Below are 24,977 nucleotides of genomic sequence, written 5' to 3'. Positions count from 1 at the left end.
ACACCTAGCCGGTCCGCCGGATCAGCGCCAGGTACATCGCGTCGGTCCCGTGGAGGTGCGGCCACAGCTGCACGTCGGGGCCCTCCCCCAGCTCCGGCACGCCCGGCAGCAGGGGCCGCGCGTCGATCAGGTCGGTCCCGGGGTACTGCTTGAGCACGTCCGCGACGACGGCCCGGGTCTCCGCGAGGTGGGGCGAGCAGGTGGCGTACCCGACGACGCCGCCGACCCGTACGGCCTCCAGTGCGGAGCGCAGCAGGCCGCGCTGCAGCGGGGCGAACCCGTCGAGGTCCTCCGGCCGGCGCCGCCATCTGGCCTCGGGCCGCCTGCGCAGTGCGCCGAGCCCGGTGCAGGGCACGTCCACCAGCACTCGGTCGAAGGAGCCGGGCCGCCACGGCGGGCGGGTGCCGTCGGCGGCGATGACCTGGTAGGGCCCCGGGTTCCCGGCGAGGGCCCGCGCGACCAGTCCCGCCCGGTGCGGCTGCTTCTCCGAGGCGAGCAGGGTGGCCCCGCGCGCGGCGGCGAGTGCTCCCAGCAGCGCCGCCTTGCCGCCGGGCCCCGCACACCCGTCGAGCCATCGCTCGTCGGGCCCTTCGAGGGGCGCGTCGGCCAGGGCCAGGGCCACCAGCTGGCTGCCCTCGTCCTGGACGCCGGCCCGGCCCTGCCGTACGGCCTCGACGGCGCCGGGCTCGCCGCCCTCGGTGAGCCGTACCGCGTACGGGGACCAGCGGCCGGGGGCAGCGGCGTCCTCGTCCAGCAGTTCTTCGGGGGTGGCGCGGCCGGGACGGGCGACCAGGGTCACCTCGGGCCGCTCGTTGTCCGCCGCCAGCAGCTTCTCGATGCCGGCCCGGCCGCCGCCGAGGGAGTCCCACAGCGCGGAGACGACCCAGCGGGGGTGCGAGTGGACGACGGCGAGGTGCTCCTCGGGGTCCTCGTCGTAGGGCGGCGCGACCCGGGCCAGCCAGCCGTCGAGGTCGTCCTGGGCGATCTTGCGCAGTACGGCGTTGACGAACTTGGCGCGCCCGTCCCCGAGCACCACCCGCGCCAGTTCCACGGTCGCGGAGACGGCGGCGTGGGCCGGGATCCGCGTCCCGAGCAGCTGGTGCGCCCCGAGGCCGAGCACGTCCAGCACCGGCGGGTCGACCTCCCGCAGGGGCCGGTCGACGCAGGCGGCGATGATCGCGTCGTACGTCCCCTGCCGCCGGAGCGTGCCGTACACCAGCTCGGTGGCCAGCGCCGCGTCCCGGCCGTCGAACCGCTCGGGGCCCTCCTGCTCGCGTGCCTTGCGCAGCAGCGGCGGCAGCACGAGGTTGGCGTAGGCGTCCCGCTCGTCCACCGCGCGCAGCGCCTCGAAGGCGAGGATGCGCACGGGGTCCTTCTGGGGCCGGCGGTAGGGCTTGCCGGGGCGGCGGGGACGGCGGGACTGATCGCTCACGAAAAAGGTGCTCCGGATCGCAGAACGGACTGGGCACCCAGCGTACGCCGGGCCTCGCGTGCCCCGTCGCGGTGCCCTGGCCCGCGCTCGCCCCACCGGAGCACAGGCGGGTCGCCGGCCCTAGCTGCCGACGTGCTCGCCCTCGGCGATGCGCACGCCGCGCGCCCAGTCGGCGGCCCGCATCGGCTTCTTGCCCTGCGCCTGCACCCACACCAGCTCCACGGCGTACGACCCGGTGCCGGCATGGACGCTGTTCTTGCCGACGGCGAGCTGCCCGGGAGCGAGGTCGGTCCGCTCGGGGACCGGGGTGACCTGGATCAGCTTGAGCCGCTCGCCGCGGAAGACGGTCCAGGCGCCGGGGGCCGGAGTGCAGCCGCGTACCACCCGGTCGACGCGCAGCGCCGGGGCTGTCCAGTCGACCTGGGCGTCCTCGACGGTGATCTTGGGGGCGAGGCTGATGCCCTCGCCCGGCTGCGGTACCGCCTTCAGGGAGCCGTCCTCGATGCCGTCCATGGTGGCGGCGAGCAGTCCGGCACCGGCGAAGGCGAGCCGGGTCAGCAGGTCGCCGCTGGTGTCGGTGGGCCGGATCTCCTCGGTGACGGTGCCGTAGACGGGCCCGGAGTCCAGACCCTCCTCGATGAGGAAGGTGGAGGCGCCGGTGATCTCGTCGCCCGCCATGAGGGAGTGCTGCACGGGCGCGGCTCCGCGCCAGGCGGGCAGCAGCGAGAAGTGCAGGTTCACCCAGCCGTGCGCGGGGATGTCCAGGGCGACCCGGGGCAGCAGGGCCCCGTAGGCGACGACGGGGCAGCAGTCCGGCGCGATCTCCCCGAGCCGCTCCAGGAAACCGGGGTCGCGCGGCCGGGCGGGCTTGAGCACCTCGATCCCGGCCTCCTCCGCCCGCTGCGCCACGGGCGACGCGATGAGCCGACGGCCCCGCCCCGCGGGAGCGTCGGGACGGGTGACGACGGCGGCCACCTCGTGCCGCCCGGAGGCGATCAGAGCGTCCAGAGCGGGAACGGCGACCTCGGGGGTACCGGCGAAGACAAGCTTCATGGAAGAGCACGGGCCTCTCGGACGGAAGGACGACGGGCGACACACCAGTTTATGATCCCCGGCACACGACCGGGGCCCCGGCCGGAGCCGGGAGGCACCGACCGGCGCCGGGAGGCCTCGTGGGGATGCCCGGCCGGGGGGCGTATGCATATGCCCATACGCCCCCTACCGTGACCAACACGAGCGGACGGGCGTTGGTCAAGAAAGAGTTGACCTCTTTCTCCCAACGCCGGTTCGAGAGGCTTGTTCATGGCCGACCACGCAACCCACGACGCCCAGGCCCGGGCCAGCCTGCACTTGCTGGTGCGGGACATCGAGCGGGTCCGCCGGCAGGTGGACGCGCTGCGTACCCTCACCGCCCAGCTGGGCAACGTCTACCGCCCGCGCCGCTCCGGCCCGTCCACGGGCTTCGTCGTCTACGGACGCGCGCCCGCTCCCACCGTCCGTCTCGCCCAGGAGCTGCGGGACAGCGTCGAAACCCTGGTCACCGCGGCGGTGGACTTCGACCGCTCGCTCGGCTTCTCGTGGGACGCCGTGGGCTCGGCCCTGGGCGTCACCAAGCAGGCGGTGCACCGGCGTTACGGCGCCCGGCGTGCCGCGGCCCAGGCGCCGGCCGAGCCGGACCGGACCGCGGAGCCGTCCAGCGCCCGCACGGTCAACGTGGGCACCGGCATCTCTCCGGTCCCCACCGTCCCCGCGGCCCGCTCCATGCCCACCCAGCCGACGGCGGGCAGCCCGGCCCTGCGCGACGACGTCAGGCCGACCGCGCTCCCCGGCCCCCGCAACGGCTGACCCGAGCAGTCCCCGACCTCACCCGCCCTCCCGGCTGACCGGGAGGGCGGTCCCCTCCCGGCTGACCGGGAGGGCGGTCCCCTCCCGGGCGCCCACCGCGAGAAACGCCCTCCCCGCCGAAGGGGATGCTGCGCCCGAAGTGCCCGCACCGGACCGGGAACCCACGCTCGAGACACTCCCGCCGGCCCCGGCGCACCAGCGCATGCACGGGCCGCAGCACCTGCACCTCCAGACACCCGCACCGGCAGCGGCACCTGCACCCGCACCGGCCGCAGCACTCGCATCCCAGACACACCCGCACCGGCCCGGCGCCTGCGCCCCCCACACCGGCAGCAGCACCCGGACCCCGGACACCCGCCCCGGGCCACACGACCGGCCGGAGACGCCGCACGGGCTCCAACCCCTGTGCCGGCGGCGCCCACGCCGCCACCGGTGCCGTCGCCCGCCCCCGAGCCGGGAACCGCCACTCCGGGACGGAAACCGCCACTCCGGCCACCACCCGCCCCGGCACCGCCGCCCGCCCCCGCCCCGTCACCCGATGTCCGGCGGATCCACCCGCACCCACACCCGCGCCGCCTCACCCCCGGCACCCGCACCCGCACCGGAACCCGCGGCCGGTGTCCCCGCACCGGTACCGGCACCCGCGGACCACCCGCCCCGACGACCACCCCCGACGCCCGTGTCGGCGCTCCGGACGCCGGCCGTGGGGCCTCCGCCTCCCCGGGCCGTGCGGGCCGCCTGAGCGGCCTTCAGGGCGGCGGCCAGGGCGGCGCCCCGTCCCGGTGGCACACGGATCAGGGCGCGCTCCCACTGTTCGCCGGGGGGCGGGGCGCCGGGCCGCCGGGGCCGGCCGGCCGGAGTGACCGGGAGCGGGACCGGCCCCAGCACCTCCGCCTCGGGCGGCAGCTCCACGGTGTCGAGGAACCCGGCGACCGCGTCCCCGGCCCCCGACACCGCCGCCATCCGCGAGACGGGTGGAAAGCCGAGCTCGGCGCGGTCCGCCAGCTCGCGCACCGCGTGTCCTACCGGATCCCAGCGCACCAGCGCCTGCACCGGCCGCAGCGTCGGCTCGGCCACCACCACCACGTTCCCGCCGGCGTCCTGCGGCCGGACCAGGGCTGCGGCCGCGATCCACCGGCGCAGCGCGTCCTCCCCGGCCCGCAGGTCGGGCCGTCCGAGCATGGCCCAGCCGTCCAGCAGCAGGGCCGCCGCGTACCCGCCCTCGGCCACGGGCTCCGCTCCGGGAGTGCTGACGACCAGCGCGGGGGTGTCCGGCACGGTGTCCAGCACGTGCTCCCGTCCCGAGGTGCGCACCGGCACGGCCGGGAAGGCGCGCCCCAGTTCCTCGGCGGTGCGCCGCGCGCCCACGATCTGGGCCCGCAGCCGGAAGGCCCCGCATTCCGGGCAGTGCCAGTCCGACTCCCCGCGTCCGCACCAGCCGCACGCCAGGGCGCCCGCGTCCCGTGCCTCCAGCGGGCCGGAGCAGTGCCGGCACCGGGCCGGCTCCCGGCAGCGGGCGCAGGCCATGCGCGGCACGTAGCCCCGCCGGGGCACCTGCACCAGCACCGGCCCGCCGCGCAGCCCGTCCCGGACCGCCTGCCAGGCCAGGGTCGGCAGCCGGGCGGCACGCGCCGCCTCGTCCCGCGCCAGGTCCTGGTCGCCGACCGTGCGCACCAGCGGGGCGGCCCGCCGGATCTCGTCCCGTGAGGCGACCAGCGGCCGCGCCCACCCGCTCTCCACCAGTTGGGCGGCCTCGACGGTGCAGCTCCAGCCGCCCGCCAGGAAGGCGCAGCCGTCCTGTGCGGCCCGCAGCAGCAGCACGTCGCGAGCGTGGGGCTGCGGCGCGTGCGGCTCGCTGTGGCTGTCGTCGCCGTCGTCCCACACGACGACCAGTCCGAGGTCGCGGACGGGCGCGAACATGGCGGCCCGGGTGCCCACGACCGCCCGCACCGACCCCCGTCGCACCGCGAGCCACTCCCGGTAGCGCTTCTCGGGCCCGGCGTCGGCGGTCAGCAGCGCGTGCCGCCCCTCCCCCAGCAGCGCCGTGAGGGCGGCGTCGACCCGCGCCGCGGCCCGCCCGTCCGGCACGACGACGAGCGCGCCGCGTCCCGAGGCCAGCGTGGCGGCGACAGTGCGGGCCAGTTCGTCGCTCCACCGCGGCCCGGGCAGCGCGTGCCACACGGCGCGCGGCGCGCCGCCCGAGGCGAGCGATTCGAGGAACGCCGTGCCGTGTTCGTACCGCGCCCAGGAGCCCGGTTGCGGAGCGGGCGGCGGCGGCAGCGGTGCGGGGGAGGGCCGCTGCTCGGCCCGTGCGTTGCGCGGCGGTACGGCCAGTTGCAGCACGTCGGCGAGGCTGCCGGCGTAGCGGTCGGCGACGGCGCGGGTGAGGCGCAGCAGCTCGGGGCCGAGCACCGGTTCGGGTGAGACCACCTGGGCGAGCGCGGCGAGCGGTCCGGAGTAGTCGCTCTCGGCGATCCGCTCGACGAGGAACCCGTCGATGAGCCCACCGCCCTCGCGCCGGCCTTCGCGGACGCGGTGCCGGCCGGCCCCGAACCGTACCCGTACCCGTACCCCCGGCTGCGCGTCGGCGTCCAGTTCGGCCGGCACTGCGTAGTCGAAGTAGCGGTCGAGGTGGAGTACGCCCTTGTCGACGAGCACCCGGGCCACCGGGAGCCGCTCCGCCAGCGCGGCCCCCCGCCAGGTGCGCGGCTTGGCGCGGGGTGCCTTGGCCTTGCGCAGGCTCTCCCGGATCAGCGCGAGCTGCTCGGGCGGCGCCCCGTCCGCGCCGTCACCGGTGCCGTTGTCGCTGCTCACGCTTGCATTCTTACCAAACGCCACTGACATCGGGTGCCGGGCGGAGCGGGCCGTGGAACGCCGAGGCCCGGCACCCCGAAGAGTGCCGGGCCTGCGAGGCTGCGGGGCCTAGAGTCCGGCGGCCTGGCGCAGGGCCTCCACGCGGTCCGTGGTCTCCCAGGTGAAGTCGGGCAGCTCACGGCCGAAGTGGCCGTAGGCGGCGGTCTGTGCGTAGATCGGGCGGAGCAGGTCGAGGTCGCGGATGATCGCGGCCGGGCGGAGGTCGAAGACCTCGTCGATGGCCTTCTCGATCTTCTCGGGGTCGACCTTGTGGGTGCCGAAGGTCTCGACGAACAGGCCGACGGGCTCGGCCTTGCCGATCGCGTAGGCGACCTGGACCTCACAGCGGGAGGCCAGGCCCGCCGCCACCACGTTCTTGGCGACCCAGCGCATGGCGTACGCCGCCGAGCGGTCCACCTTGGACGGGTCCTTGCCGGAGAAGGCGCCGCCGCCGTGGCGGGCCATACCGCCGTAGGTGTCGATAATGATCTTGCGGCCGGTCAGGCCGGCGTCACCCATCGGGCCGCCGATCTCGAAGCGGCCGGTCGGGTTGACCAGCAGGCGGTAGTCGTCGGTGTCGAGCTTGATGCCCTCGTCGAGCAGCGCCTTCAGCTCCGGTTCCACGACGAACTCGCGGATGTCGGGGGCCAGCAGCGAGTCCAGGTCGATGTCGCTGGCGTGCTGGGAGGAGACCACGACCGTGTCGAGGCGGACCGCCTTGTCACCGTCGTACTCGATGGTGACCTGGGTCTTGCCGTCGGGGCGCAGGTAGGGGATCGTGCCGTTCTTGCGCACGTCCGACAGGCGCTTGGACAGGCGGTGCGCCAGGAAGATCGGCAGCGGCATCAGGGTGGGCGTCTCGTCGGTGGCGTAGCCGAACATCAGGCCCTGGTCACCGGCGCCCTGCTGGTCCAGCTCGTCTCCCTGGTCCCCTCGGGAGGCACCTTCGACGCGCGCCTCGTAGGCGGCGTCGACGCCCTGCGCGATGTCCGGGGACTGCGCGCCGATGGACACCGACACGCCGCAGGAGGCGCCGTCGAAGCCCTTCTTGGAGGAGTCGTAGCCGATGTCGAGGACCTTGTTGCGCACCAGCGTCGCGATGTCCGCGTACGCCTTGGTCGTGACCTCGCCGGCCACGTGCACCAGACCGGTGGTGATCAGCGTCTCGACGGCGACCCGGGAGGTCGGGTCCTCGCGCAGAAGCGCGTCGAGAATGGTGTCGCTGATCTGGTCAGCGATCTTGTCGGGGTGACCCTCGGTCACGGACTCCGAGGTGAACAGGCGACGGGACACAACGCTCCCTGTGGTTGCAGCGGCTGCTGGCTGATCATTGGCGGACGCGACGGAGGCTGCGCCCGGCGTCGTCCGGGAACAGTTTATCGGTCGTGCCCGACCACGGGTCCCCCTGTCTCGCCTCTCGGGAGCGCTGTGACCTGCGGCACGGGCATTGTGTCAATGCTGTCTGCCGTTGGCCAGGGCCGCCACACCGAAAGCGGTGAGACCGGGGGGATCCTCGGAGCCGCATCAAAAGGTCACCCCAGCCGCCGTGTCACCAGGTCCCACACGATTTCGGCCAGGGCCTCCTTGGGTCCGTGCGGCACGGGGGTCTCGGTGCCGTCGGCGCCCAGGACGACCGCCTCGTTGTCCTCGGCGCCGAAGGTCCTGCGCTCCCCCACCTCGTTCACCACCAGCAGATCGCAGCCCTTGCGCTCCAGCTTGCGCCGCCCGTTGGCGAGCACGTCGTCGGTCTCGGCGGCGAAGCCGACGACGACCTGGCCGGGGCGGGCACGGTCGGCCGAGAGCTCCGCGAGGATGTCCGGATTCCGCACCAGAACGATCGGCTCCGGCTCTTCGCCGTCCCTCTTCTTGATCTTTCCGGTGGCGTAGACGGCGGGGCGGAAGTCGGCGACGGCGGCGGCCATCACCACCGCGTCGGCGTCGGCGGCGGCCTTGAGGACGGACTCGCGCAGTTGCACGGCGGTGCCGACCTGGACCACGTCGACCCCGGCCGGATCGGGCAGGCCGGTGTTGGCCGCGATCAGCGTGACCCGGGCGCCGCGGGCGGCGGCGGTGCGGGCGAGGGCGTAGCCCTGCTTGCCGGAGGAGCGGTTGCCGAGGAAGCGCACGGGATCGAGGGGTTCCCTGGTGCCGCCTGCGCTGACCACGACGTGCCGGCCGGTGAGGTCGGGTCGGCGGACTCCCCGGGCGAGGACCCGGCGGCAGGTGTCGAAGATCTCGGCCGGGTCGGGCAGCCGGCCCTTGCCGGTGTCGACGCCGGTGAGCCGGCCGACCGCCGGCTCGATCACCAGGGCACCGCGGCGGCGCAGCGTCGCCACGTTCTCCTGGGTGGCCGAGTGCTCCCACATCTCGGTGTGCATGGCGGGGGCGAAGACGACCGGGCAGCGGGCCGTGAGCAGGGTGTTGGTCAGCAGGTCGTCGGCGATGCCGTGGGCGGCCCGGGCGAGCGTGTCGGCGGTCGCCGGGGCGACGACGACCAGGTCGGCGTGCTGGCCGATCCGCACGTGCGGCACCTGGTGGACATCGTCCCAGACCTCCGTCGAGACGGGGTTGCCGGACAGGGCCGACCAGGTGGCCGCTCCGACGAAGTGGAGCGCCGAGGCGGTGGGCACGACGCGTACATCATGACCGGACTCGGTGAATCTGCGCAGCAGCTCGCACGCCTTGTAGGCGGCGATTCCGCCGCTGACCCCCAGAACGACCTTCGGCTTGGCCACCGTCTCTCCCCGGCCTCGGAAACATACGACTCCACTACACACCACAGGCCCGGCAGTCGCGCTGCCGGGCCTGTGGAAAAAGCTACTGCGAGCCGATCGTATTACTGCACCGGGCCCTCGATGGCCTCGGACGTCAGCAGACCCGCGTTGATCTCCCGCAGGGCGATCGAGAGCGGCTTCTCGTGGACGTGGGTGTCGACGAGCGGACCGACGTACTCGAGGAGGCCCTCGCCGAGCTGCGAGTAGTACGCGTTGATCTGGCGGGCCCGCTTGGCCGCGTAGATCACGAGGCTGTACTTCGAGTCGGTGGCCTCGAGGAGCTCGTCGATCGGCGGGTTGATGATGCCCTCGGGCGCGGAGATGGAAGAGGACACGCTCTACCTTCCGATGGGTGGGAAAAGATCGATCGTGATCACATGCTCGCGATCACACAACATCCATCAAGGCTAGCAGCTCGCGCGCCACATCCTCGACGGAGGTGTTGACCAGGGTCTCGTCGAACTCCGGCTCGGCCGCCAGCTCGACCTTGGCCGCGTCCAGACGGCGCTCGATGACCTCGGGCGCCTCGGTGCCCCGCCCGGTGAGTCTGCGCACGAGCTCTTCCCAGGAGGGAGGGGCCAGGAACACCAGCTGGGCCTCGGGCATGGACTCGCGGACCTGCCGTGCGCCCTGGAGGTCGATCTCCAGCAGGACCGGCTCACCTGCCTCCAGCCGTTCCAGCACGGCACGGCGGGGCGTGCCGTAGCGGTTGCCGGCGAACTCGGCCCACTCCAGCAGCTCGCCGTTGGCGATCAGCTTGTCCATCTCGTCGTCCGTGACGAAGAAGTAGTGGACTCCGTGCCGCTCGCCGGGGCGGGGCTTGCGGGTCGTCGCCGACACCGAGAGCCAGACCTCGGGGTGTTCCTTGCGCATATGGGCGACGACCGTGCTCTTGCCGACCCCGGAGGGGCCGGAGAGCACGGTCAGCCGCGGACGTTCACTCATGCAGCGATTATTCCAGCAATCCCGGAGTGCCCGGGACTCCCTTCCCGGCAGTGCCCGGGATCAGGAACCGGTGCTGCCGAACTCACGCTCCAGGGAGGCGATCTGGTTGGAGCCGAGGCCGCGCACGCGCCGGCTCTCGGAGATGCCGAGTCGCTCCATGATCTGCTTGGCGCGGACCTTGCCCACGCCCGGCAGGGACTCCAGCAGGGCGGAGACCTTCATCTTGCCGATGACGTCGTTCTCCTGGCCCTGCTTGATGACCTCGTGCAGGGAGGCGCCGGAGTGCTTGAGTCGATTCTTGACCTCGGCCCGCTCCCGGCGAGCCGCGGCGGCCTTTTCGAGCGCGGCTGCGCGCTGTTCGGGGGTAAGGGGCGGAAGAGCCACGCCTACGTCACCTCGGATGTCGAACTGTCGGATACGGACCGGTGAGGAACCTAGTCGCCCCACACCTGGGGAGCCACGAGCAACACGCTTGCCCGCCGACTCACGTCGGAGACTAGCGGTCAAGTCCGCCAGAGTCAGCGAGAACAGAGGAAAAGTCCTGGTCAGCCTCCGTCAGGACGGACATTTAAGACATATTGCCCCGGATTTGAGGGTGTATTCAGACTCGGGTCACCACGAGGCCGCCCGTCCGCCGGCCCGAGCGGCCGGTCGAACGGGCGGTCGAAGGGGTCAGGCGGACGCCACCGCGTCCCGCACCTCGTCGGCGAACCGGTCCGCGGCGTCACGCAGAGCGACCACGTCGGGACCGTGCCGCAGCACACCGCGGCTGACGTTCGGCACCACGTTGCGCACGGCCGCGCCGAAGACCCGGGGCAGATCGGCCGCCGTCGCCCCCTGGGCGCCGATACCGGGCGCCAGCAGAGGTCCGTTGATGTCCAGGTCGTACGACGACAGGTCACCCAGCGTGGCGCCCACCACCGCGCCGAAGGACCCCAGGGGCCGGTCGTCCCCGTTCTCGGCGGCCAGATGACGCAGCACGGTCGCGCCCACGTCCGGGCCGCCGCGGTCGTCCCCGCGCACCGCGTGCTGCACCTCGCCGCCCTCCGGGTTGGAGGTCAGCGCCAGCACGAACAACCCGGCGCCGGTCTCGCGCGCCAGCGACACCGCCGGTGCCAGTGATCCGTAGCCGAGGTACGGGGAGACCGTCAGCGCGTCCGAGAAGAGCGGGGCGTCCTCACGCAGGAAGGCCTCGGCGTACGCGGCCATGGTCGAGCCGATGTCGCCGCGCTTGGCGTCCATCACGACCAGCGCGCCGGCCGAGCGGGCCTGGGCGACCGACTCCTCCAGCACGGCCACGCCCCGGGAGCCGAAGCGCTCGAAGAAGGCGCTCTGCGGCTTGAGCACGGCGACCCGGTCGGCCAGCGCCTCCACGACGGTGCGGCTGAACCGCTCCAGGCCGGCCACGTCGTCGTCCAGGCCCCACTGGGCCAGCAGGGAGGCGTGCGGGTCGATGCCCACGCACAGCGGCCCACGCTCGTCCATGGCACGGCGCAGCCGGGCACCGAAGGGTTCCAGGACCGTCCTGCCGGTCATCGGGGCTTCCTCACGTCGGCGCCGACCGCGTCGGCGAGGGTGGCGTACGGGCTGTTGCGCAGGCGCGCGGCCAGGCCCTTGTGGACGGCGCGGCCCCAGAAGGGACCCTCGTAGACGAACGCGCTGTAGCCCTGGACCAGCGTGGCGCCCGCCAGGATGCGCTGCCAGGCGTCCTCGGCGTTCTCGACGCCGCCGACGCCCACCAGGGTGATGCGGTCGCCCACGCGCGCGTACAGGCGGCGCAGGACCTCCAGGGAGCGCTCCTTGAGCGGGGCGCCGGACAGCCCGCCGGCCTCCTTCACCAGCGCGGGGTCGGAGGACAGTCCGAGCCCCTCGCGCGCGATGGTGGTGTTGGTGGCGATGATGCCGTCCAGCCCGAGTTCGACGGCCAGGTCGGCGACGGCGTCGACGTCCTCGTCGGCCAGGTCGGGAGCGATCTTCACCAGGAGCGGGACGCGGCGGCCGGGGACCGCGCGGTCGGCCGCCTCGCGCACGGCCGTCAGCAGCGGCCGCAGCGCCTCGGTCGCCTGCAGGTCGCGCAGGCCCGGCGTGTTGGGCGAGGACACGTTGACGACCAGGTAGTCGGCGTACGGTGCCAGCCGCTCGGCCGACTTCACGTAGTCCCCGACGGCCTCCGCCTCGGGGACGACCTTGGTCTTGCCGATGTTGACGCCCACGACGGTGCGGAAGACGGGCGTACGGCCGGCCAGACGGGCGGCGACCGCCAGTGAGCCGTCGTTGTTGAAGCCCATGCGGTTGATCAGCGCCCGGTCGGCGACCAGGCGGAACAGCCGCTGCCTGGGGTTGCCGGGCTGCGGCTCGCCGGTGACCGTGCCGATCTCGACGTGGTCGAAGCCCAGCATGGACATGCCGTCGATGGCGACGGCGTTCTTGTCGAAGCCGGCGGCGAGCCCGAAGGGACCGTGCATGCGCAGGCCGAACGCCTCGGTGCGCAGTTCCCGGTAGCGGGGGGCCAGCGCGGCCGCGACGAAGGTGCGCAGCACGGGGACGCGGGCGGCCAGCCGGATCCAGCGGAAGGCGAGGTGGTGGGCCCGCTCCGGGTCCATCCGCCGGAAGACCAGGCGGAAGAAGAGCTTGTACATCAGTATGTCCTCGTCGAAAAGCTGTGGGAGAGCCTCATGAAGAGGGGGACACCGTTTCCGGTGTCCCCCTCTTCGGCTGCTAGTCGCGGGCCGCGGTCAGGTGTTCCGCGTGTTCCTGGAGTGAACGGACGCCCACCTCGCCGCGGTTCAGGGCGTCGATGCCCTGGACGGCGGCGGCGAGCGCCTGGACCGTGGTCAGGCACGGCACCGAGCGGGCGACGGCCGCCGTACGGATCTCGTAGCCGTCGAGGCGGCCTCCGGTGCCGTACGGGGTGTTGACGATGAGGTCGACCTCGCCGTCGTGGATGAGCTGGACGATGGTCCGCTCACCGTTGGGTCCGGTGCCCTCGGACTGCTTGCGCACCACGGTGGCGTTGAGGCCGTTGCGCTTGAGGACCTCGGCGGTGCCCGAGGTGGCGAGCAGTTCGAAGCCGTGGGCGACCAGCTCGCGCGCCGGGAAGATCATCGACCGCTTGTCGCGGTTGGCGACCGAGATGAAGGCCCGGCCCTTGGTCGGCAGCGCGCCGTAGGCGCCGGCCTGCGACTTGGCGTACGCCGTGCCGAAGACCGAGTCGATGCCCATGACCTCGCCGGTGGAGCGCATCTCCGGGCCGAGGACGGTGTCCACGCCGCGGCCGGAGGTGTCCCGGAAGCGGCTCCAGGGCATCACGGCCTCCTTGACGGAGATCGGCGCGTCCAGCGGCAGCTCGCCGCCGTCGCCGCTCTTCGGCAGCAGGCCCTCCTCGCGCAGCTGGGCGATGGTGGCGCCGAGCGAGATCCGGGCGGCGGCCTTGGCCAGCGGCACCGCGGTCGCCTTGGAGGTGAAGGGCACGGTGCGCGAGGCGCGCGGGTTGGCCTCCAGCACGTACAGGATGTCGCCGGCCATCGCGAACTGGATGTTGATCAGGCCGCGCACCCCGACGCCCTTGGCGATCGCCTCGGTGGAGGTGCGCAGGCGCTTGATGTCGAAGCCGCCCAGGGTGATCGGGGGCAGCGCGCACGCCGAGTCGCCGGAGTGGATGCCGGCCTCCTCGATGTGCTCCATGACGCCGCCGAGGTACAGCTCCTCGCCGTCGTACAGGGCGTCGACGTCGATCTCGATGGCGTCGTCCAGGAAGCGGTCGACGAGCACCGGACGGGTGGGGCTGATCTCGGTCGACTCGGCGATGTAGGCGGCCAGGCGGGTCTCGTCGTAGACGATCTCCATGCCGCGCCCGCCGAGGACGTACGACGGGCGGACCAGCACCGGGTAGCCGATCTCGTCGGCGATCGCCTTGGCCTCGGCGAAGGTGGTGGCGGTGCCGTGCTTGGGCGCCGGCAGACCGGCCTCCTTCAGCACCCGGCCGAAGGCACCCCGGTCCTCGGCCGCGTGGATGGCCTCGGGCGAGGTGCCGACGATCGGCACGCCGTTGTCCTTCAGCGCCTGGGCGAGACCCAGCGGGGTCTGGCCGCCCAGCTGCACGATCACGCCCGCGATCGGGCCGGCCTTGGCCTCCGCGTGGACGATCTCCAGCACGTCCTCCAGCGTCAGCGGCTCGAAGTAGAGCCGGTCGGAGGTGTCGTAGTCGGTGGAGACGGTCTCCGGGTTGCAGTTGACCATCACCGTCTCGTACCCGGCGTCGGACAGCGCGAAGGAGGCGTGCACGCAGGAGTAGTCGAACTCGATGCCCTGGCCGATGCGGTTCGGGCCGGAGCCGAGGATGATGACGGCCGGCTTCTCGCGCGGCTCGACCTCGCTCTCCTCGTCGTAGGAGGAGTAGAAGTACGGCGTCTGCGCGGCGAACTCGGCGGCGCAGGTGTCGACCGTCTTGTAGACCGGCCGGATGCCGAGGGCGTGCCGCACCTCGCGCACCACGTCCTCGCGCAGGCCGCGGATCTCGGCGATCTGCTGGTCGGAGAAGCCGTGCCGCTTGGCCTCGGCGAGCAGCTCGGGGGTCAGCTCGGCGGCCGCCGCGAGGTCGTCGGCGAGCTCCTTGATGAGGAACAGCTGGTCGACGAACCACGGGTCGATCTTGGTGGCCTCGAAGACCTCCTCGGGGGTGGCGCCCGCGCGGATGGCCTGCATGACGGCGTTGATGCGCCCGTCGGTGGGCCGGACGGCCTCGCGCAGCAGCTCTTCCTTGTCCCCGCCGGAGCCGGGCTCGCCGACGAAGGTGAACTGGCTGCCCTTCTTCTCCAGGGAGCGCAGCGCCTTCTGGAAGGCCTCGGTGAAGTTGCGGCCGATGGCCATGGCCTCGCCGACCGACTTCATGGTGGTGGTCAGGGTGGAGTCGGCCTGCGGGAACTTCTCGAAGGCGAACCGGGGCGCCTTGACGACCACGTAGTCGAGCGTGGGCTCGAAGGAGGCCGGGGTCTCGCGGGTGATGTCGTTGGGGATCTCGTCGAGGGTGTAGCCCACGGCGAGCTTGGCGGCGATCTTGGCGATCGGGAAGCCGGTCGCCTTGGAGGCCAGCGCCGAGGAACGCGACACGCGCGGGTTCATCTCGATGACGATCACGCGGCCGTCCTCGGGGTCGACCGCGAACTGGATGTTGCAGCCGCCCGTGTCGACGCCGACCTCGCGGATGATCGCGATGCCGACGTCGCGCAGTACCTGGTACTCGCGGTCGGTCAGCGTCATCGCGGGCGCGACGGTGATCGAGTCGCCGGTGTGCACGCCCATGGGGTCGAAGTTCTCGATGGAGCAGACGACCACGACGTTGTCGTGCTTGTCGCGCATGAGCTCCAGCTCGTACTCCTTCCAGCCGAGGATGGACTCCTCCAGGAGGACCTCGGTGGTCGGGGAGAGCGTGAGGCCCTGGCCGGCGATGCGGCGCAGCTCGTCCTCGTCGTGGGCGAAGCCGGAGCCGGCGCCGCCCATGGTGAAGGAGGGCCGCACGACGACCGGGTAGCCGCCGAGCTGCTCGACACCGGCGAGCACCTCGTCCATGGAGTGGCAGATGACGGAGCGGGCGGACTCGCCGTGCCCGGTCTTCTTGCGGACCTCCTCCACGACCTCCTTGAACCGGTCGCGGTCCTCGCCCTTGTGGATCGCCTCGACGTTGGCGCCGATCAGCTCGACGCCGTACTTGGCCAGGACACCGTTCTCGTGCAGCGAGATGGCGGTGTTCAGGGCGGTCTGGCCGCCCAGGGTGGGCAGCAGGGCGTCGGGGCGCTCCTTGGCGATGATCTTCTCGACGAATTCCGGGGTGATCGGCTCGACGTAGGTCGCGTCGGCGATCTCCGGGTCGGTCATGATCGTCGCCGGGTTGGAGTTGACCAGGATGACGCGCAGGCCCTCGGCCTTGAGCACGCGGCACGCCTGGGTGCCGGAGTAGTCGAACTCGGCGGCCTGGCCGATGACGATCGGGCCGGAGCCGATGACCAGGACGGACTGGATATCGGTGCGCTTAGGCACGCTGGCCCTCCATCAGGGATACGAAGCGGTCGAACAGGTAGGCGGCGTCGTGCGGGCCGGCTGCCGCTTCGGGGTGGTACTGGACGGAGAAGGCCGGCTGGTCGAGCAGCCGCAGCCCCTCCACGACGTCGTCGTTGAGGCAGACGTGGGACACCTCGGCGCGGCCGAAGGGCGTCTCGCTGACCTGGTCGAGCGGCGCGTCCACGGCGAAGCCGTGGTTGTGGGCGGTGACCTCGACCTTGCCGGTGGTGCGGTCCTGGACCGGCTGGTTGATGCCGCGGTGGCCGTACTTCAGCTTGTAGGTGCCGAAGCCGAGGGCGCGGCCGAGGATCTGGTTGCCGAAGCAGATGCCGAACAGGGGCGTCCCGCGCTCCAGGACGGCCCGCATCAGCGCGACGGGGCCGTCGGCGGTGGCGGGGTCGCCGGGTCCGTTGGAGAAGAACACTCCGTCCGGGTTCACGGCGTACACGTCGTCCGCGGTGGCGGTCGCGGGGAGCACGTGGACCTCGATGCCGCGCTCGGCCATGCGGTGCGGGGTCATGCCCTTGATGCCGAGGTCGACGGCGGCGACCGTGAACCTCTTCTCGCCGACCGCGGGGACGACGTAGGCCTCCCGGGTGGCGACCTCCTCGTAGAGGCTCGCGCCCTTCATGTGGGGCTGGGCCTGCACGCGCGCGAGGAGCTCGCTCTCGGCGGCGACGGCCTCGCCGGAGAAGATCCCGGCGCGCATCGATCCGCGCTCGCGCAGGTGGCGGGTCAGGGCGCGGGTGTCGATGCCGCTGATGCCGACGACGTCCTGGCGGACCAGTTCGTCGTCCAGGGAGCGCTCGGCGCGCCAGTTGGACGGCACGCGCGCGGGATCGCGCACCACGTAGCCGGAGACCCAGATGCGGCGCGACTCGTCGTCCTCGTCGTTCCAGCCGGTGTTGCCGATCTGCGGAGCGGTCGCGACGACGATCTGGCGGGCGTAGGACGGGTCGGTGAGGGTCTCCTGGTAGCCGGTCATGCCGGTGGAGAACACCGCTTCGCCGAAGGTCTCCCCCACGGCCCCGTAGGAACGGCCGCGGAAGACCCGGCCGTCCTCCAGGACGAGTACGGCGGGAGCCACCTTCTGCCTCTGCGAGGCGGATCCCCTGGTGGAGGTCGTCATCGTTCGGCGCCTTCCGTAGATTCCGTCTTGTTGTCGATCATGGAGTTGATGGCGTCGACCCACTCGGTGTGCTCGGCCGCGTGGTCCGAGCGGAAACCGGAGTCGATCAGCTTGCCGCCGTGGGCCCAGGTGACCACGAGCAGTCCGCCCTCGGTCAGGACCTTGCCGGCGATGCCCTTGTCGAGCCGGGCCTCGCGCAGCGCGGCCGCGGGGACGAAGAAGTCGCGTGCTCCGGGGCGTACGACGTCCAGTCCCGCGTCCGTCAGGGTGAGCTCGGCCCGGCTGCGGGTGCCCAGGCCGTGCGCCACGATGCGGTCGAGCCACTGCCCTGCGGTGGTGGAGCCGTGGTAGCGGCCGGTCGTGCTCAGTCTCGCCTCGCCGGGCTCGGCGGGCGCGGCGGGCAGGTCCGGAAGGTCGCCCTGGAGCGTTCCCCGCCATTTCCAGCCCTCGCGCATCAGCCAGTACACGAGCGCGACGAACAGGGCGAGTCCGACGACCCAGCCCAGGCGGGCGGCCCAGTCGGTCACTTCGGCCGATTCCTTCTCGGCCGCCAGCAGGAGTGCAGCAGATGTCACGTGAGCTTCCCGTCGACGAGCGTGGCCTTGCCCCGGAGCCACGTGTGCGTCACACGGCCCGGCAGCTCACGCCCCTCGTACGGGGTGTTGCGGCTGCGCGAGGCGAAGCCCGCGGGGTCCACCTGGCCACGGTATGCCGTGTCGACGAGCGTGAGGTTGGCGGGCTCACCAGCCGAGACGGGACGGCCGTGGCCCCGGGCCCGGCCGATCTCGGCGGGCTTGAAGGACATGCGGTCGGCGACCTGGGCCCAGTCCAGCAGGCCCGTCTCGACCATGGTCGCCTGGACCACTGACAGCGCCGTCTCCAGGCCGACCATGCCCATGGCGGCGGCGGCCCACTCGCAGTCCTTGTCCTCGTGCGGGTGCGGGGCGTGGTCGGTGGCGACGATGTCGATCGTGCCGTCGGCGAGGGCCTCGCGCAGCGCGAGCACGTCGCGTTCGGTGCGCAGCGGCGGGTTGACCTTGTAGACCGGGTTGTAGGTGCGCACCAGCTCGTCGGTGAGGAGGAGGTGGTGCGGGGTGACCTCGGCGGTGACGTCGATGCCGCGGGACTTCGCCCAGCGCACGATCTCGACCGACCCCGCGGTCGACAGGTGGCAGATGTGGACGCGGGAGCCGACGTGCTCGGCGAGCAGGACGTCCCGGGCGATGATCGACTCCTCGGCCACCGCGGGCCAGCCGCCGAGACCCAGCTCGGCGGAGACGACGCCCTCGTTCATCTGGGCGCCCTCGGTCAGCCGCGGCTCCTGCGCGTGCTGGGCGACGACCCCGCCGAAGGCCTTCACGTACTCCAGCGCCCGGCGCATGATCACCGCGTCGTCGACGCACTTGCCGTCGTCGGAGAAGACGGTCACGCCGGCCGCCGACTCGTGCATGGCACCCAGCTCGGCGAGCTTGCGCCCCTCCAGGCCGACGGTGACGGCGCCGATGGGCTGCACGTCGCAGTAGCCGTGCTGCTGGCCGAGCCGGTAGACCTGCTCGACGACGCCGGCGGTGTCGGCTACGGGGAAGGTGTTGGCCATGGCGAAGACGGCGGTGTAGCCGCCGGAGGCGGCGGCGCGGGTGCCGGTGAGGACGGTCTCGGAGTCCTCGCGGCCCGGTTCGCGCAGATGGGTGTGCAGGTCGACCAGGCCGGGCAGCAGCACCTTGCCGTCGGCCTCGACGACCTCGGCGCCGTCCCCGCTCAGCCCGGTGCCCACCTCGGCGATGGTGTCCCCGTCGATGAGCACGTCCTGCGGCGCGCCCCCGAGCACCTTGGCACCACGGATCAGGGTCTTGCTCATGGGGTCACTTCTCCTCGGGACGGTTCGGGGTCACGGCGGGGACGTTCTTCGAGTCGATCACGGCGCCGCCGAGCAGCAGGTACAGGACCGCCATCCGGATGGACACGCCGTTGGCGACCTGCTCGACGACGGTGCAGCGGTCGGAGTCGGCGACCTCGGCGGTGATCTCCATGCCGCGCACCATCGGGCCGGGGTGCATCACGATGGCGTGCTCGGGCAGCCGGGCCATGCGGTCGCCGTCCAGGCCGTAGCGGCGGGAGTACTCGCGCTCGGTGGGGAAGAAGGCGGCGTTCATGCGCTCGCGCTGGACCCGCAGCATCATCACCGCGTCGCACTTGGGCAGCGTGGAGTCGAGGTCGTAGGAGACCTCGCACGGCCAGGTCTCGACGCCGACCGGTACCAGGGTGGGCGGGGCGACGAGGGTGACCTCGGCGCCGAGGGTGTGCAGCAGGTCGACGTTGGAGCGGGCGACCCGGCTGTGCAGGATGTCGCCGACGACGGTGACGCGCCGGCCGGCCAGGTCCTGGCCGAGGCCGGCGTCCCGTCCGACCAGCCGGCGCCGCATGGTGAAGGCGTCCAGCAGGGCCTGGGTGGGGTGCTGGTGGGTGCCGTCGCCCGCGTTGACGACGGCGGCGTCGATCCAGCCGGAGTTGGCGAGGCGGTAGGGGGCTCCGGAGGCGCCGTGCCGGATGACGACGGCGTCGACGCCCATGGCCTCCAGCGTCTGCGCGGTGTCCTTCAGGGACTCGCCCTTGGAGACGCTGGACCCCTTGGCGGAGAAGTTGATGACGTCCGCGGACAGGCGCTTCTCGGCGGCCTCGAAGGAGATGCGCGTGCGGGTGGAGTCCTCGAAGAAGAGGTTGACGATCGTGCGGCCGCGCAGGGTCGGCAGTTTCTTGATGGGCCGGTCGGCCACCCGGGCCATCTCCTCGGCGGTGTCGAGGATCAGGACGGCGTCGTCGCGGGTGAGGTCGGCGGCCGAGATGAGATGACGCTGCATCTGTCAGGCTCCGTAAGGCAGTTCATTCGGGAGATTCGGGGCATGCCGGGGCGCGTGACGGCATGCGGCGGCGGCCGCACGCGCGGGAGGCTGCTACTGGGCGGCCGGCTTCACACCGAGCAGCACGGTGTCACGACCGTCCTCCTCGGCGAGCTGGACCTTGACCGTCTCCCGCAGCGACGTGGGGAGGTTCTTGCCGACGTAGTCGGCGCGGATGGGCAGTTCGCGGTGGCCGCGGTCGACCAGGACGGCGAGCTGCACGGCACGCGGGCGCCCGATGTCGTTCAGCGCGTCGAGGGCGGCGCGGATGGTGCGGCCGGAGAACAGCACGTCGTCGACGAGGACGACCAGCTTGCCGTCGATGCCGTCACCGGGGATCTCGGTGCGGGCCAGCGCGCGCGGCGGCTGCAGACGCAGGTCGTCGCGGTACATCGTGATGTCGAGAGACCCGACGGGCACCTTGCGGTCGGTGACCTGTTCGAGCTTGGCGGCGAGCCGCTGGGCGAGGAACACGCCCCGGGTCGGAATGCCGAGGAGTACCACGTCGTCGGCGCCCTTGGCGCGCTCGACGATCTCGTGGGCGATGCGGGTCAGTACCCGCGCGATGTCGGGGCCTTCGAGAACGGGCCTCGCGTCGGACGCTTGCGGATCAGCGTGCTTGTCCATACGAAACGGACCTCCTTCTCCGCCTCACGGGACGGACCTTAAAGGACGTCGGGATTGCGCCACCCACGGTATCAGGCGCACGGCACCCGCCGGATCCAGCCCCCGACACTCGCACGGTCACCCGTTCGGGCCCGCACGATCACACCCCTGGCGTAACCGGCCACCGCCGGCACGGAAGAGTCGGTGTGGACCATTCGGCTTGACGCAGAAGAATCACGCTGCGTAACCTCACAATGAGTTACCAGCCGCGCGGCGTGGATCGACAAGCATGGATCGACACCAGCCGCGTCGACACAGTGCCGGGGAGCTATATGTCCAGCGAATACGCCAAACAGCTCGGGGCCAAGCTCCGGGCGATCCGCACCCAGCAGGGCCTTTCCCTCCACGGTGTCGAGGAGAAGTCCCAGGGACGCTGGAAGGCGGTCGTGGTCGGTTCGTACGAGCGCGGCGACCGCGCCGTGACCGTGCAGCGCCTCGCCGAGCTGGCGGACTTCTACGGCGTTCCGGTGCAGGAGCTGCTGCCGGGCACCACCCCGGGCGGCGCCGCCGAGCCTCCGCCGAAGCTGGTGCTGGACCTGGAGCGGCTGGCCCACGTGCCGGTCGAGAAGGCGGGTCCCCTGCAGCGCTACGCGGCGACGATCCAGTCCCAGCGCGGCGACTACAACGGCAAGGTGCTCTCGATCCGCCAGGACGACCTGCGCACCCTCGCCGTGATCTACGACCAGTCGCCGTCGGTCCTCACCGAGCAGCTGATCAGCTGGGGCGTACTGGACGCGGACGCGCGCCGGGCCGTCTCCCACGAGGAGGTCTGACCGCCGAGCGGTTGAGCAGAAACGTACCGTCGGGGTGGTCACTCAGGCCTCTTCGCGGCGAAGCGTCGGCTTGAGTTCCTTCAGCCGGCCCAGCAGGCCGTTGACGAACGAGGGCGACTCGTCCGTGGAGAACTCCTTCGCCAGCTGCACCGTCTCGTCGAGGACGACGGCGTCCGGGGTCTCGTCGACCCAGATCAGCTCGTAGGCCCCGAGGCGCAGCAGGTTGCGGTCGACGACCGGCATGCGGTCCAGCGTCCATCCCACCGAGTACTGGGCGATCAGCTCGTCGATGCGCCGCGCGTGCTCGGCGTAGCCCTCGACCAGCTGCATCGTGAACTCGCTCACCGGCGGCTGCCGGGTGTCGTTCCTCGACAGCCGGACCCAGTCCGCGAGGACGGTCAGGACGTCGGCGCCGCGCTGGTCGCCCTCGAAGAGGATCTGGAAGGCGCGCTTGCGGGCCGTGTTCCGGGCAGCCACGGTTAGCTGTTCACCCGGCCGAGGTAGTCGCTGGTACGGGTGTCGACCTTGATCTTCTCACCGGTGGTGATGAAGAGCGGAACCTGGATCTGGTGGCCGGTCTCCAGGGTGGCGGGCTTGGTGCCACCGGTGGAGCGGTCGCCCTGGACGCCGGGCTCGGTCTCCTGGATGGTCAGCTCGACGGCGGCCGGCAGCTCGACGAAGAGCACCTCGCCCTCGTGCTGCGCGACGGTGGCGGTGAAGCCCTCGACGAGGAAGTTGGCGGCGTCGCCGACGGCCTTGCGGTCGACCATCAGCTGGTCGTAGGTCTCCATGTCCATGAAGACGAAGTAGTCGCCGTCCATGTACGAGAACTGCATGTCGCGCTTGTCGACAGTGGCCGTCTCGACCTTGACACCGGCGTTGAAGGTCTTGTCGACGACCTTGCCGGAGAGCACGTTCTTGAGCTTGGTGCGCACGAAGGCCGGGCCCTTGCCGGGCTTGACGTGCTGGAACTCGACGACGGACCAGAGCTGGCCGCCTTCGAGCTTGAGCACCATGCCGTTCTTGAGGTCGTTCGTGGAAGCCACGGTTGCGGAATCTCCTGGACTGACGTGGACGACCCCGGGGCCCGCACTGCCGACGGCGCCGGGGGTGTACGGGTGCGTTCCCGCGTCGTTCGGTGCGTGCTCTCGGTCGGCCGGGGGTAGGTCCTCGTAGCGGAGCTACCAGGGCCTTCGGCCGGTGCGGCGAGAGTGCGTGCCGGGCGGCGCGGGGATGTGCCTGTACTTCCCCGGATCCTAGAGCGCGAGCAGCTCCTTGGTCGTGATGGTGAGTAGCTCGGGTCCGCCGTCCGCCTCGGGGCGGACGACGAGCGTGTCATCGATCCGGACACCGCCCCGTCCCGGGAGGTGGACCCCCGGTTCGACGGTGACCGGCACGCAAGCGTCCAGTTTACCCATGGCCGCGGGGGCCAACTGCGGGTCCTCGTCGATTTCGAGTCCCACCCCGTGCCCGGTCAGTACCGGCAGGGCCGCCCCGTACCCCGCGGAGTCCAGCACATGCCGGGCGGCGCGGTCCACGTCACGGCAGGCCGCGCCGGGCGCCAGCGCCTCGCGGCCGGCCCGCTGAGCGGCGAAGACCAGGTCGTAGAGCTCGATCTGCCAGTCGGCGGGGGCCGTTCCGATGACGAACGTACGGCCGATCTCGCAGCGGTAGCCGCGGTACGTCGCACCCAGGCAGACGGAGAGGAAATCCCCCTCCTCCACCCGGCGGTCGGTGGGCCGGTGGCCGCGGCGGCCGGAGTTCGGGCCGGTGCCGACGGAGGTCGCGAAGGCCGGGCCGTCCGCGCCGTGGTCGACCAGGCGGCGCTCCAGCTCCAGCGCGAGATGGCGTTCGGTGCGGCCGACGAGGATCGACTCCAGCAGTTCCCCGAGCGCCTGGTCGGCGATCTCGGCGCCGATGCGCAGGCAGGAGATCTCCTCCTCGTCCTTGACCACCCGCAGCTGCTCCACCGCCTGGCCCAGGTCGGCCAGGCGCAGCCGTGGGGCGACCGAGCGCAGGGCGCGGTGGCGGGCGACCGTGAGGTGGTGCTCCTCGACCGCCAGGGAGTCGAGGTCCCGCCCGGCGAGCAGGCCGGCCGCGGCGACCGCCGGGTCGCCGCCGGCACCGGGCAGGGTGTGCACGGGGAGGTTGTCGTCGGGGCGGCCGTCGAGGCCGCGGGCGTCCGGGGGTCCGGTGCAGACCAGGACGTCCTCGTCGGCGGTGAGCAGCAGGGCGGCGCCCTCGGGGGCCGCGCCGGCCAGGTATCTGACGTTGGCGGGGCGCGAGACGAGCGCTGCCGCGCTGCCGGCCGCGGTGCAGCGTTCTTTCAGCCGGGCTCGGCGGGATGCGTACATCTCTGACATGTGTCGAGCGTAGGAGCCGTGGGCGATTTGTGCCGGTTGGGAAGGGCCGGTGGTGTTCCGGCACTCCGTCGGTCGGGGTGTGGGGGCGACCGGTGGCACCGAGCCTCGCAGGTGGGACCGTTTCTGCTCGTCACCACTTCGGGGGGCTGGCGATGGCCCTCGCCAATACCTCGTCCAGCACCCGGGCCGTCGCGGGCACGTCCATCTGGGAGTTGTCGATGATGGGGAGGCCCGAGCCGTACCAGCCGGCCATGCGGCCGTGGATGCGGGCGACCTCCTCGTCGGTGAGGCGGCGGTTGCCGGAGCGTTCCGCGTTGCGCTCCAGGACGACTTCCAGCCCGGGGAGCAGGACCACGGGGAGCAGACCGGGACCCACATGGCGTTTCCAGCCGCCGAGGCCGACGGCGGGCCGGTCGGGGAAGATCGCGTCGTCGAGAATGCAGGAGATGCCGTTGGCGAGGAAGTTGCGCGCTGCGAAGCCGCAGGTGCGTCGGGCCAGGCGGTACTGCGCCTCGGAGTGGTCGTTCCAGCCGCGCTGGGGGTCGGCGAAGCCGGAGCGGACCCACTCGCGGACGTCGTCGAGGCTGACGTGTGCGGTGGGCACCCGGCGGTGGTCGGCCCAGTACTTGGCGACGCTGGTCTTGCCGGCCCCCGCGGGGCCGATGAGCAGGACCGCCAGCGTGGTGGTCGCCGGGTCGGGGGCGGCCGGGGCGGGGGGTGCGCTGGGCATGCCGACCGGGCCGCCGGGCGGCAGCGGGAGGTGACCGGTGGTCTCGGGCGGCGGGGGTCCCTGCGCGGCCGGGTGGTGGACGACGGGCGGCACCGGGGGGTGCGGGCCGGGCTGGTGCGGGGCCGGGGGCGGCGGGGGCTGCGGCGCGGGCGGAACGGGGCCGCGCGGGGCGCCCGCGAACCCCGGCGGCGGGGCGTGGGCGGGCCGGGGCTGGATGCCCGGCTGGTGCGGACCCGGGTGGTGTGCGGCCGAGGACCAGTCGGCGGCCGGCCCGCGCCCCGGCTGATGGGGCGGCGGCAGCGGAGAACCCACTGCGTGCTGCATCCGGTGCCACTCCGTCTCGTCGTACTCGGCTCGCCGCAGGCGTCGGCAGTGCGGGACTCTCCCGCCTCCCACAGCGTAAAGGGCGCCGGAGACGCCCCTGTCGGAACCGTACCTTCCCAGGCCGTCGAATGATGAACGGCCAAAGGAGGCCGGAAGTGCCCCCGGTGAGGGGTGAGTTCGGGCGGCCGG

At 72.5% G+C, this 24,977-nt stretch carries 21 protein-coding genes and 1 pseudogene; 2 read left to right on the top strand and 20 right to left on the bottom strand.

Annotated elements, in window-relative coordinates; all coding sequences use genetic code 11:
* Positions 1–4: 4 nt before the first annotated feature.
* A complete protein-coding gene (locus AC3ET3_RS17770; protein WP_432137542.1) occupies positions 5–1,432 on the bottom strand; it encodes an RsmB/NOP family class I SAM-dependent RNA methyltransferase in 1,428 nt (475 codons plus the stop codon).
* 120 nt (positions 1,433–1,552) lie between these two features.
* Positions 1,553–2,485 (bottom strand): methionyl-tRNA formyltransferase, encoded by a 933-nt coding sequence (gene fmt, locus AC3ET3_RS17765; protein ID WP_432137541.1) that lies wholly within the window; start codon positions 2,483–2,485, stop codon positions 1,553–1,555.
* A gap of 249 nt (positions 2,486–2,734) precedes the next feature.
* Here fmt and AC3ET3_RS17760 point away from each other — a divergent pair, with 249 nt between their 5' ends.
* Positions 2,735–3,277 (top strand): hypothetical protein, encoded by a 543-nt coding sequence (locus AC3ET3_RS17760; RefSeq protein WP_432137540.1) that lies wholly within the window; start codon positions 2,735–2,737, stop codon positions 3,275–3,277.
* A gap of 711 nt (positions 3,278–3,988) precedes the next feature.
* Here the strand turns inward: AC3ET3_RS17760 and AC3ET3_RS17755 are convergent.
* The 14 genes and pseudogenes from AC3ET3_RS17755 to pyrR form a co-directional block, all read right to left on the bottom strand.
* Positions 3,989–6,091: pseudogene (locus AC3ET3_RS17755) on the bottom strand (primosomal protein N'); the annotation flags it as partial.
* Positions 6,092–6,199: 108 nt separating this feature from the next.
* Positions 6,200–7,423, bottom strand: coding sequence for a methionine adenosyltransferase (gene metK, locus AC3ET3_RS17750; RefSeq protein WP_432137539.1), 1,224 nt, complete (start codon positions 7,421–7,423; stop codon positions 6,200–6,202).
* A gap of 239 nt (positions 7,424–7,662) precedes the next feature.
* The gene (coaBC, locus tag AC3ET3_RS17745; protein WP_432137538.1) at positions 7,663–8,865 is read right to left on the bottom strand and encodes a bifunctional phosphopantothenoylcysteine decarboxylase/phosphopantothenate--cysteine ligase CoaBC; all 1,203 of its coding nucleotides are present in this window, start codon (positions 8,863–8,865) and stop codon (positions 7,663–7,665) included.
* Positions 8,866–8,966: 101 nt separating this feature from the next.
* Positions 8,967–9,239 carry a DNA-directed RNA polymerase subunit omega gene (rpoZ, locus tag AC3ET3_RS17740; protein ID WP_009187588.1) on the bottom strand — a complete coding sequence of 91 codons (273 nt, stop codon included), beginning with the start codon at positions 9,237–9,239 and terminating at the stop codon, positions 8,967–8,969.
* A gap of 52 nt (positions 9,240–9,291) precedes the next feature.
* Entirely contained in the window at positions 9,292–9,900 is a 609-nt protein-coding gene (gmk, locus tag AC3ET3_RS17735) for a guanylate kinase (RefSeq protein ID WP_488187264.1), read from the bottom strand.
* A 9-nt stretch (positions 9,901–9,909) separates the two neighbouring features.
* A complete protein-coding gene (locus AC3ET3_RS17730) occupies positions 9,910–10,233 on the bottom strand; it encodes an integration host factor (RefSeq protein WP_003977346.1) in 324 nt (107 codons plus the stop codon).
* Positions 10,234–10,521: 288 nt separating this feature from the next.
* On the bottom strand, positions 10,522–11,385 hold the full coding sequence (gene pyrF, locus AC3ET3_RS17725; RefSeq protein ID WP_432137536.1) for an orotidine-5'-phosphate decarboxylase: 864 nt from the start codon (positions 11,383–11,385) through the stop codon (positions 10,522–10,524).
* A complete protein-coding gene (locus tag AC3ET3_RS17720) occupies positions 11,382–12,488 on the bottom strand; it encodes a quinone-dependent dihydroorotate dehydrogenase (protein ID WP_435612454.1) in 1,107 nt (368 codons plus the stop codon). The genes pyrF and AC3ET3_RS17720 overlap by 4 nt, the downstream gene beginning before the upstream one ends.
* 79 nt (positions 12,489–12,567) lie before the next feature.
* Entirely contained in the window at positions 12,568–15,885 is a 3,318-nt protein-coding gene (gene carB / locus AC3ET3_RS17715; RefSeq protein ID WP_432137534.1) for a carbamoyl-phosphate synthase large subunit, read from the bottom strand.
* Positions 15,878–17,035 carry a glutamine-hydrolyzing carbamoyl-phosphate synthase small subunit gene (gene carA, locus AC3ET3_RS17710; RefSeq protein ID WP_432137533.1) on the bottom strand — a complete coding sequence of 386 codons (1,158 nt, stop codon included), beginning with the start codon at positions 17,033–17,035 and terminating at the stop codon, positions 15,878–15,880. Before carA ends, carB begins: the two co-directional genes overlap by 8 nt.
* Positions 17,032–17,610: a PH-like domain-containing protein gene (locus AC3ET3_RS17705; RefSeq protein ID WP_435612453.1), complete on the bottom strand. Its 579-nt coding sequence runs from the start codon at positions 17,608–17,610 to the stop codon at positions 17,032–17,034. Before AC3ET3_RS17705 ends, carA begins: the two co-directional genes overlap by 4 nt.
* On the bottom strand, positions 17,607–18,893 hold the full coding sequence (locus AC3ET3_RS17700) for a dihydroorotase (RefSeq protein ID WP_435612452.1): 1,287 nt from the start codon (positions 18,891–18,893) through the stop codon (positions 17,607–17,609). Before AC3ET3_RS17700 ends, AC3ET3_RS17705 begins: the two co-directional genes overlap by 4 nt.
* Before the next feature lie 4 nt (positions 18,894–18,897).
* Positions 18,898–19,893, bottom strand: coding sequence for an aspartate carbamoyltransferase catalytic subunit (locus AC3ET3_RS17695; protein WP_432157181.1), 996 nt, complete (start codon positions 19,891–19,893; stop codon positions 18,898–18,900).
* A gap of 93 nt (positions 19,894–19,986) precedes the next feature.
* Positions 19,987–20,559, bottom strand: coding sequence for a bifunctional pyr operon transcriptional regulator/uracil phosphoribosyltransferase PyrR (gene pyrR / locus AC3ET3_RS17690; protein WP_432137529.1), 573 nt, complete (start codon positions 20,557–20,559; stop codon positions 19,987–19,989).
* A 311-nt stretch (positions 20,560–20,870) separates the two neighbouring features.
* Here pyrR and bldD point away from each other — a divergent pair, with 311 nt between their 5' ends.
* Positions 20,871–21,371 carry a transcriptional regulator BldD gene (gene bldD / locus AC3ET3_RS17685; RefSeq protein WP_432137528.1) on the top strand — a complete coding sequence of 167 codons (501 nt, stop codon included), beginning with the start codon at positions 20,871–20,873 and terminating at the stop codon, positions 21,369–21,371.
* 42 nt (positions 21,372–21,413) lie between these two features.
* Here bldD and nusB read toward each other — a convergent pair whose 3' ends face one another.
* The 4 genes from nusB to AC3ET3_RS17665 all read right to left on the bottom strand — a co-directional run bounded on the left by nusB (position 21,414) and on the right by AC3ET3_RS17665 (position 24,788).
* Positions 21,414–21,848, bottom strand: a complete 435-nt coding sequence (gene nusB, locus AC3ET3_RS17680) for a transcription antitermination factor NusB (RefSeq protein WP_435612451.1) — start codon at positions 21,846–21,848, stop codon at positions 21,414–21,416.
* Between the two features lie 2 nt (positions 21,849–21,850).
* Positions 21,851–22,417: an elongation factor P gene (efp, locus tag AC3ET3_RS17675; protein ID WP_006131211.1), complete on the bottom strand. Its 567-nt coding sequence runs from the start codon at positions 22,415–22,417 to the stop codon at positions 21,851–21,853.
* Between the two features lie 210 nt (positions 22,418–22,627).
* The gene (locus AC3ET3_RS17670; RefSeq protein ID WP_432139825.1) at positions 22,628–23,734 is read right to left on the bottom strand and encodes an aminopeptidase P family protein; all 1,107 of its coding nucleotides are present in this window, start codon (positions 23,732–23,734) and stop codon (positions 22,628–22,630) included.
* Positions 23,735–23,864: 130 nt separating this feature from the next.
* Positions 23,865–24,788, bottom strand: coding sequence for a Pro-rich N-terminal domain-containing protein (locus AC3ET3_RS17665; protein WP_432139824.1), 924 nt, complete (start codon positions 24,786–24,788; stop codon positions 23,865–23,867).
* Positions 24,789–24,977: the final 189 nt, after the last annotated feature.

The organism is Streptomyces sp. bgisy159, from assembly GCF_057707805.1.
The sequence above is the reverse complement of the archived record's forward strand: the minus strand, read 5'-3'. Positions and strand labels throughout refer to the sequence as shown.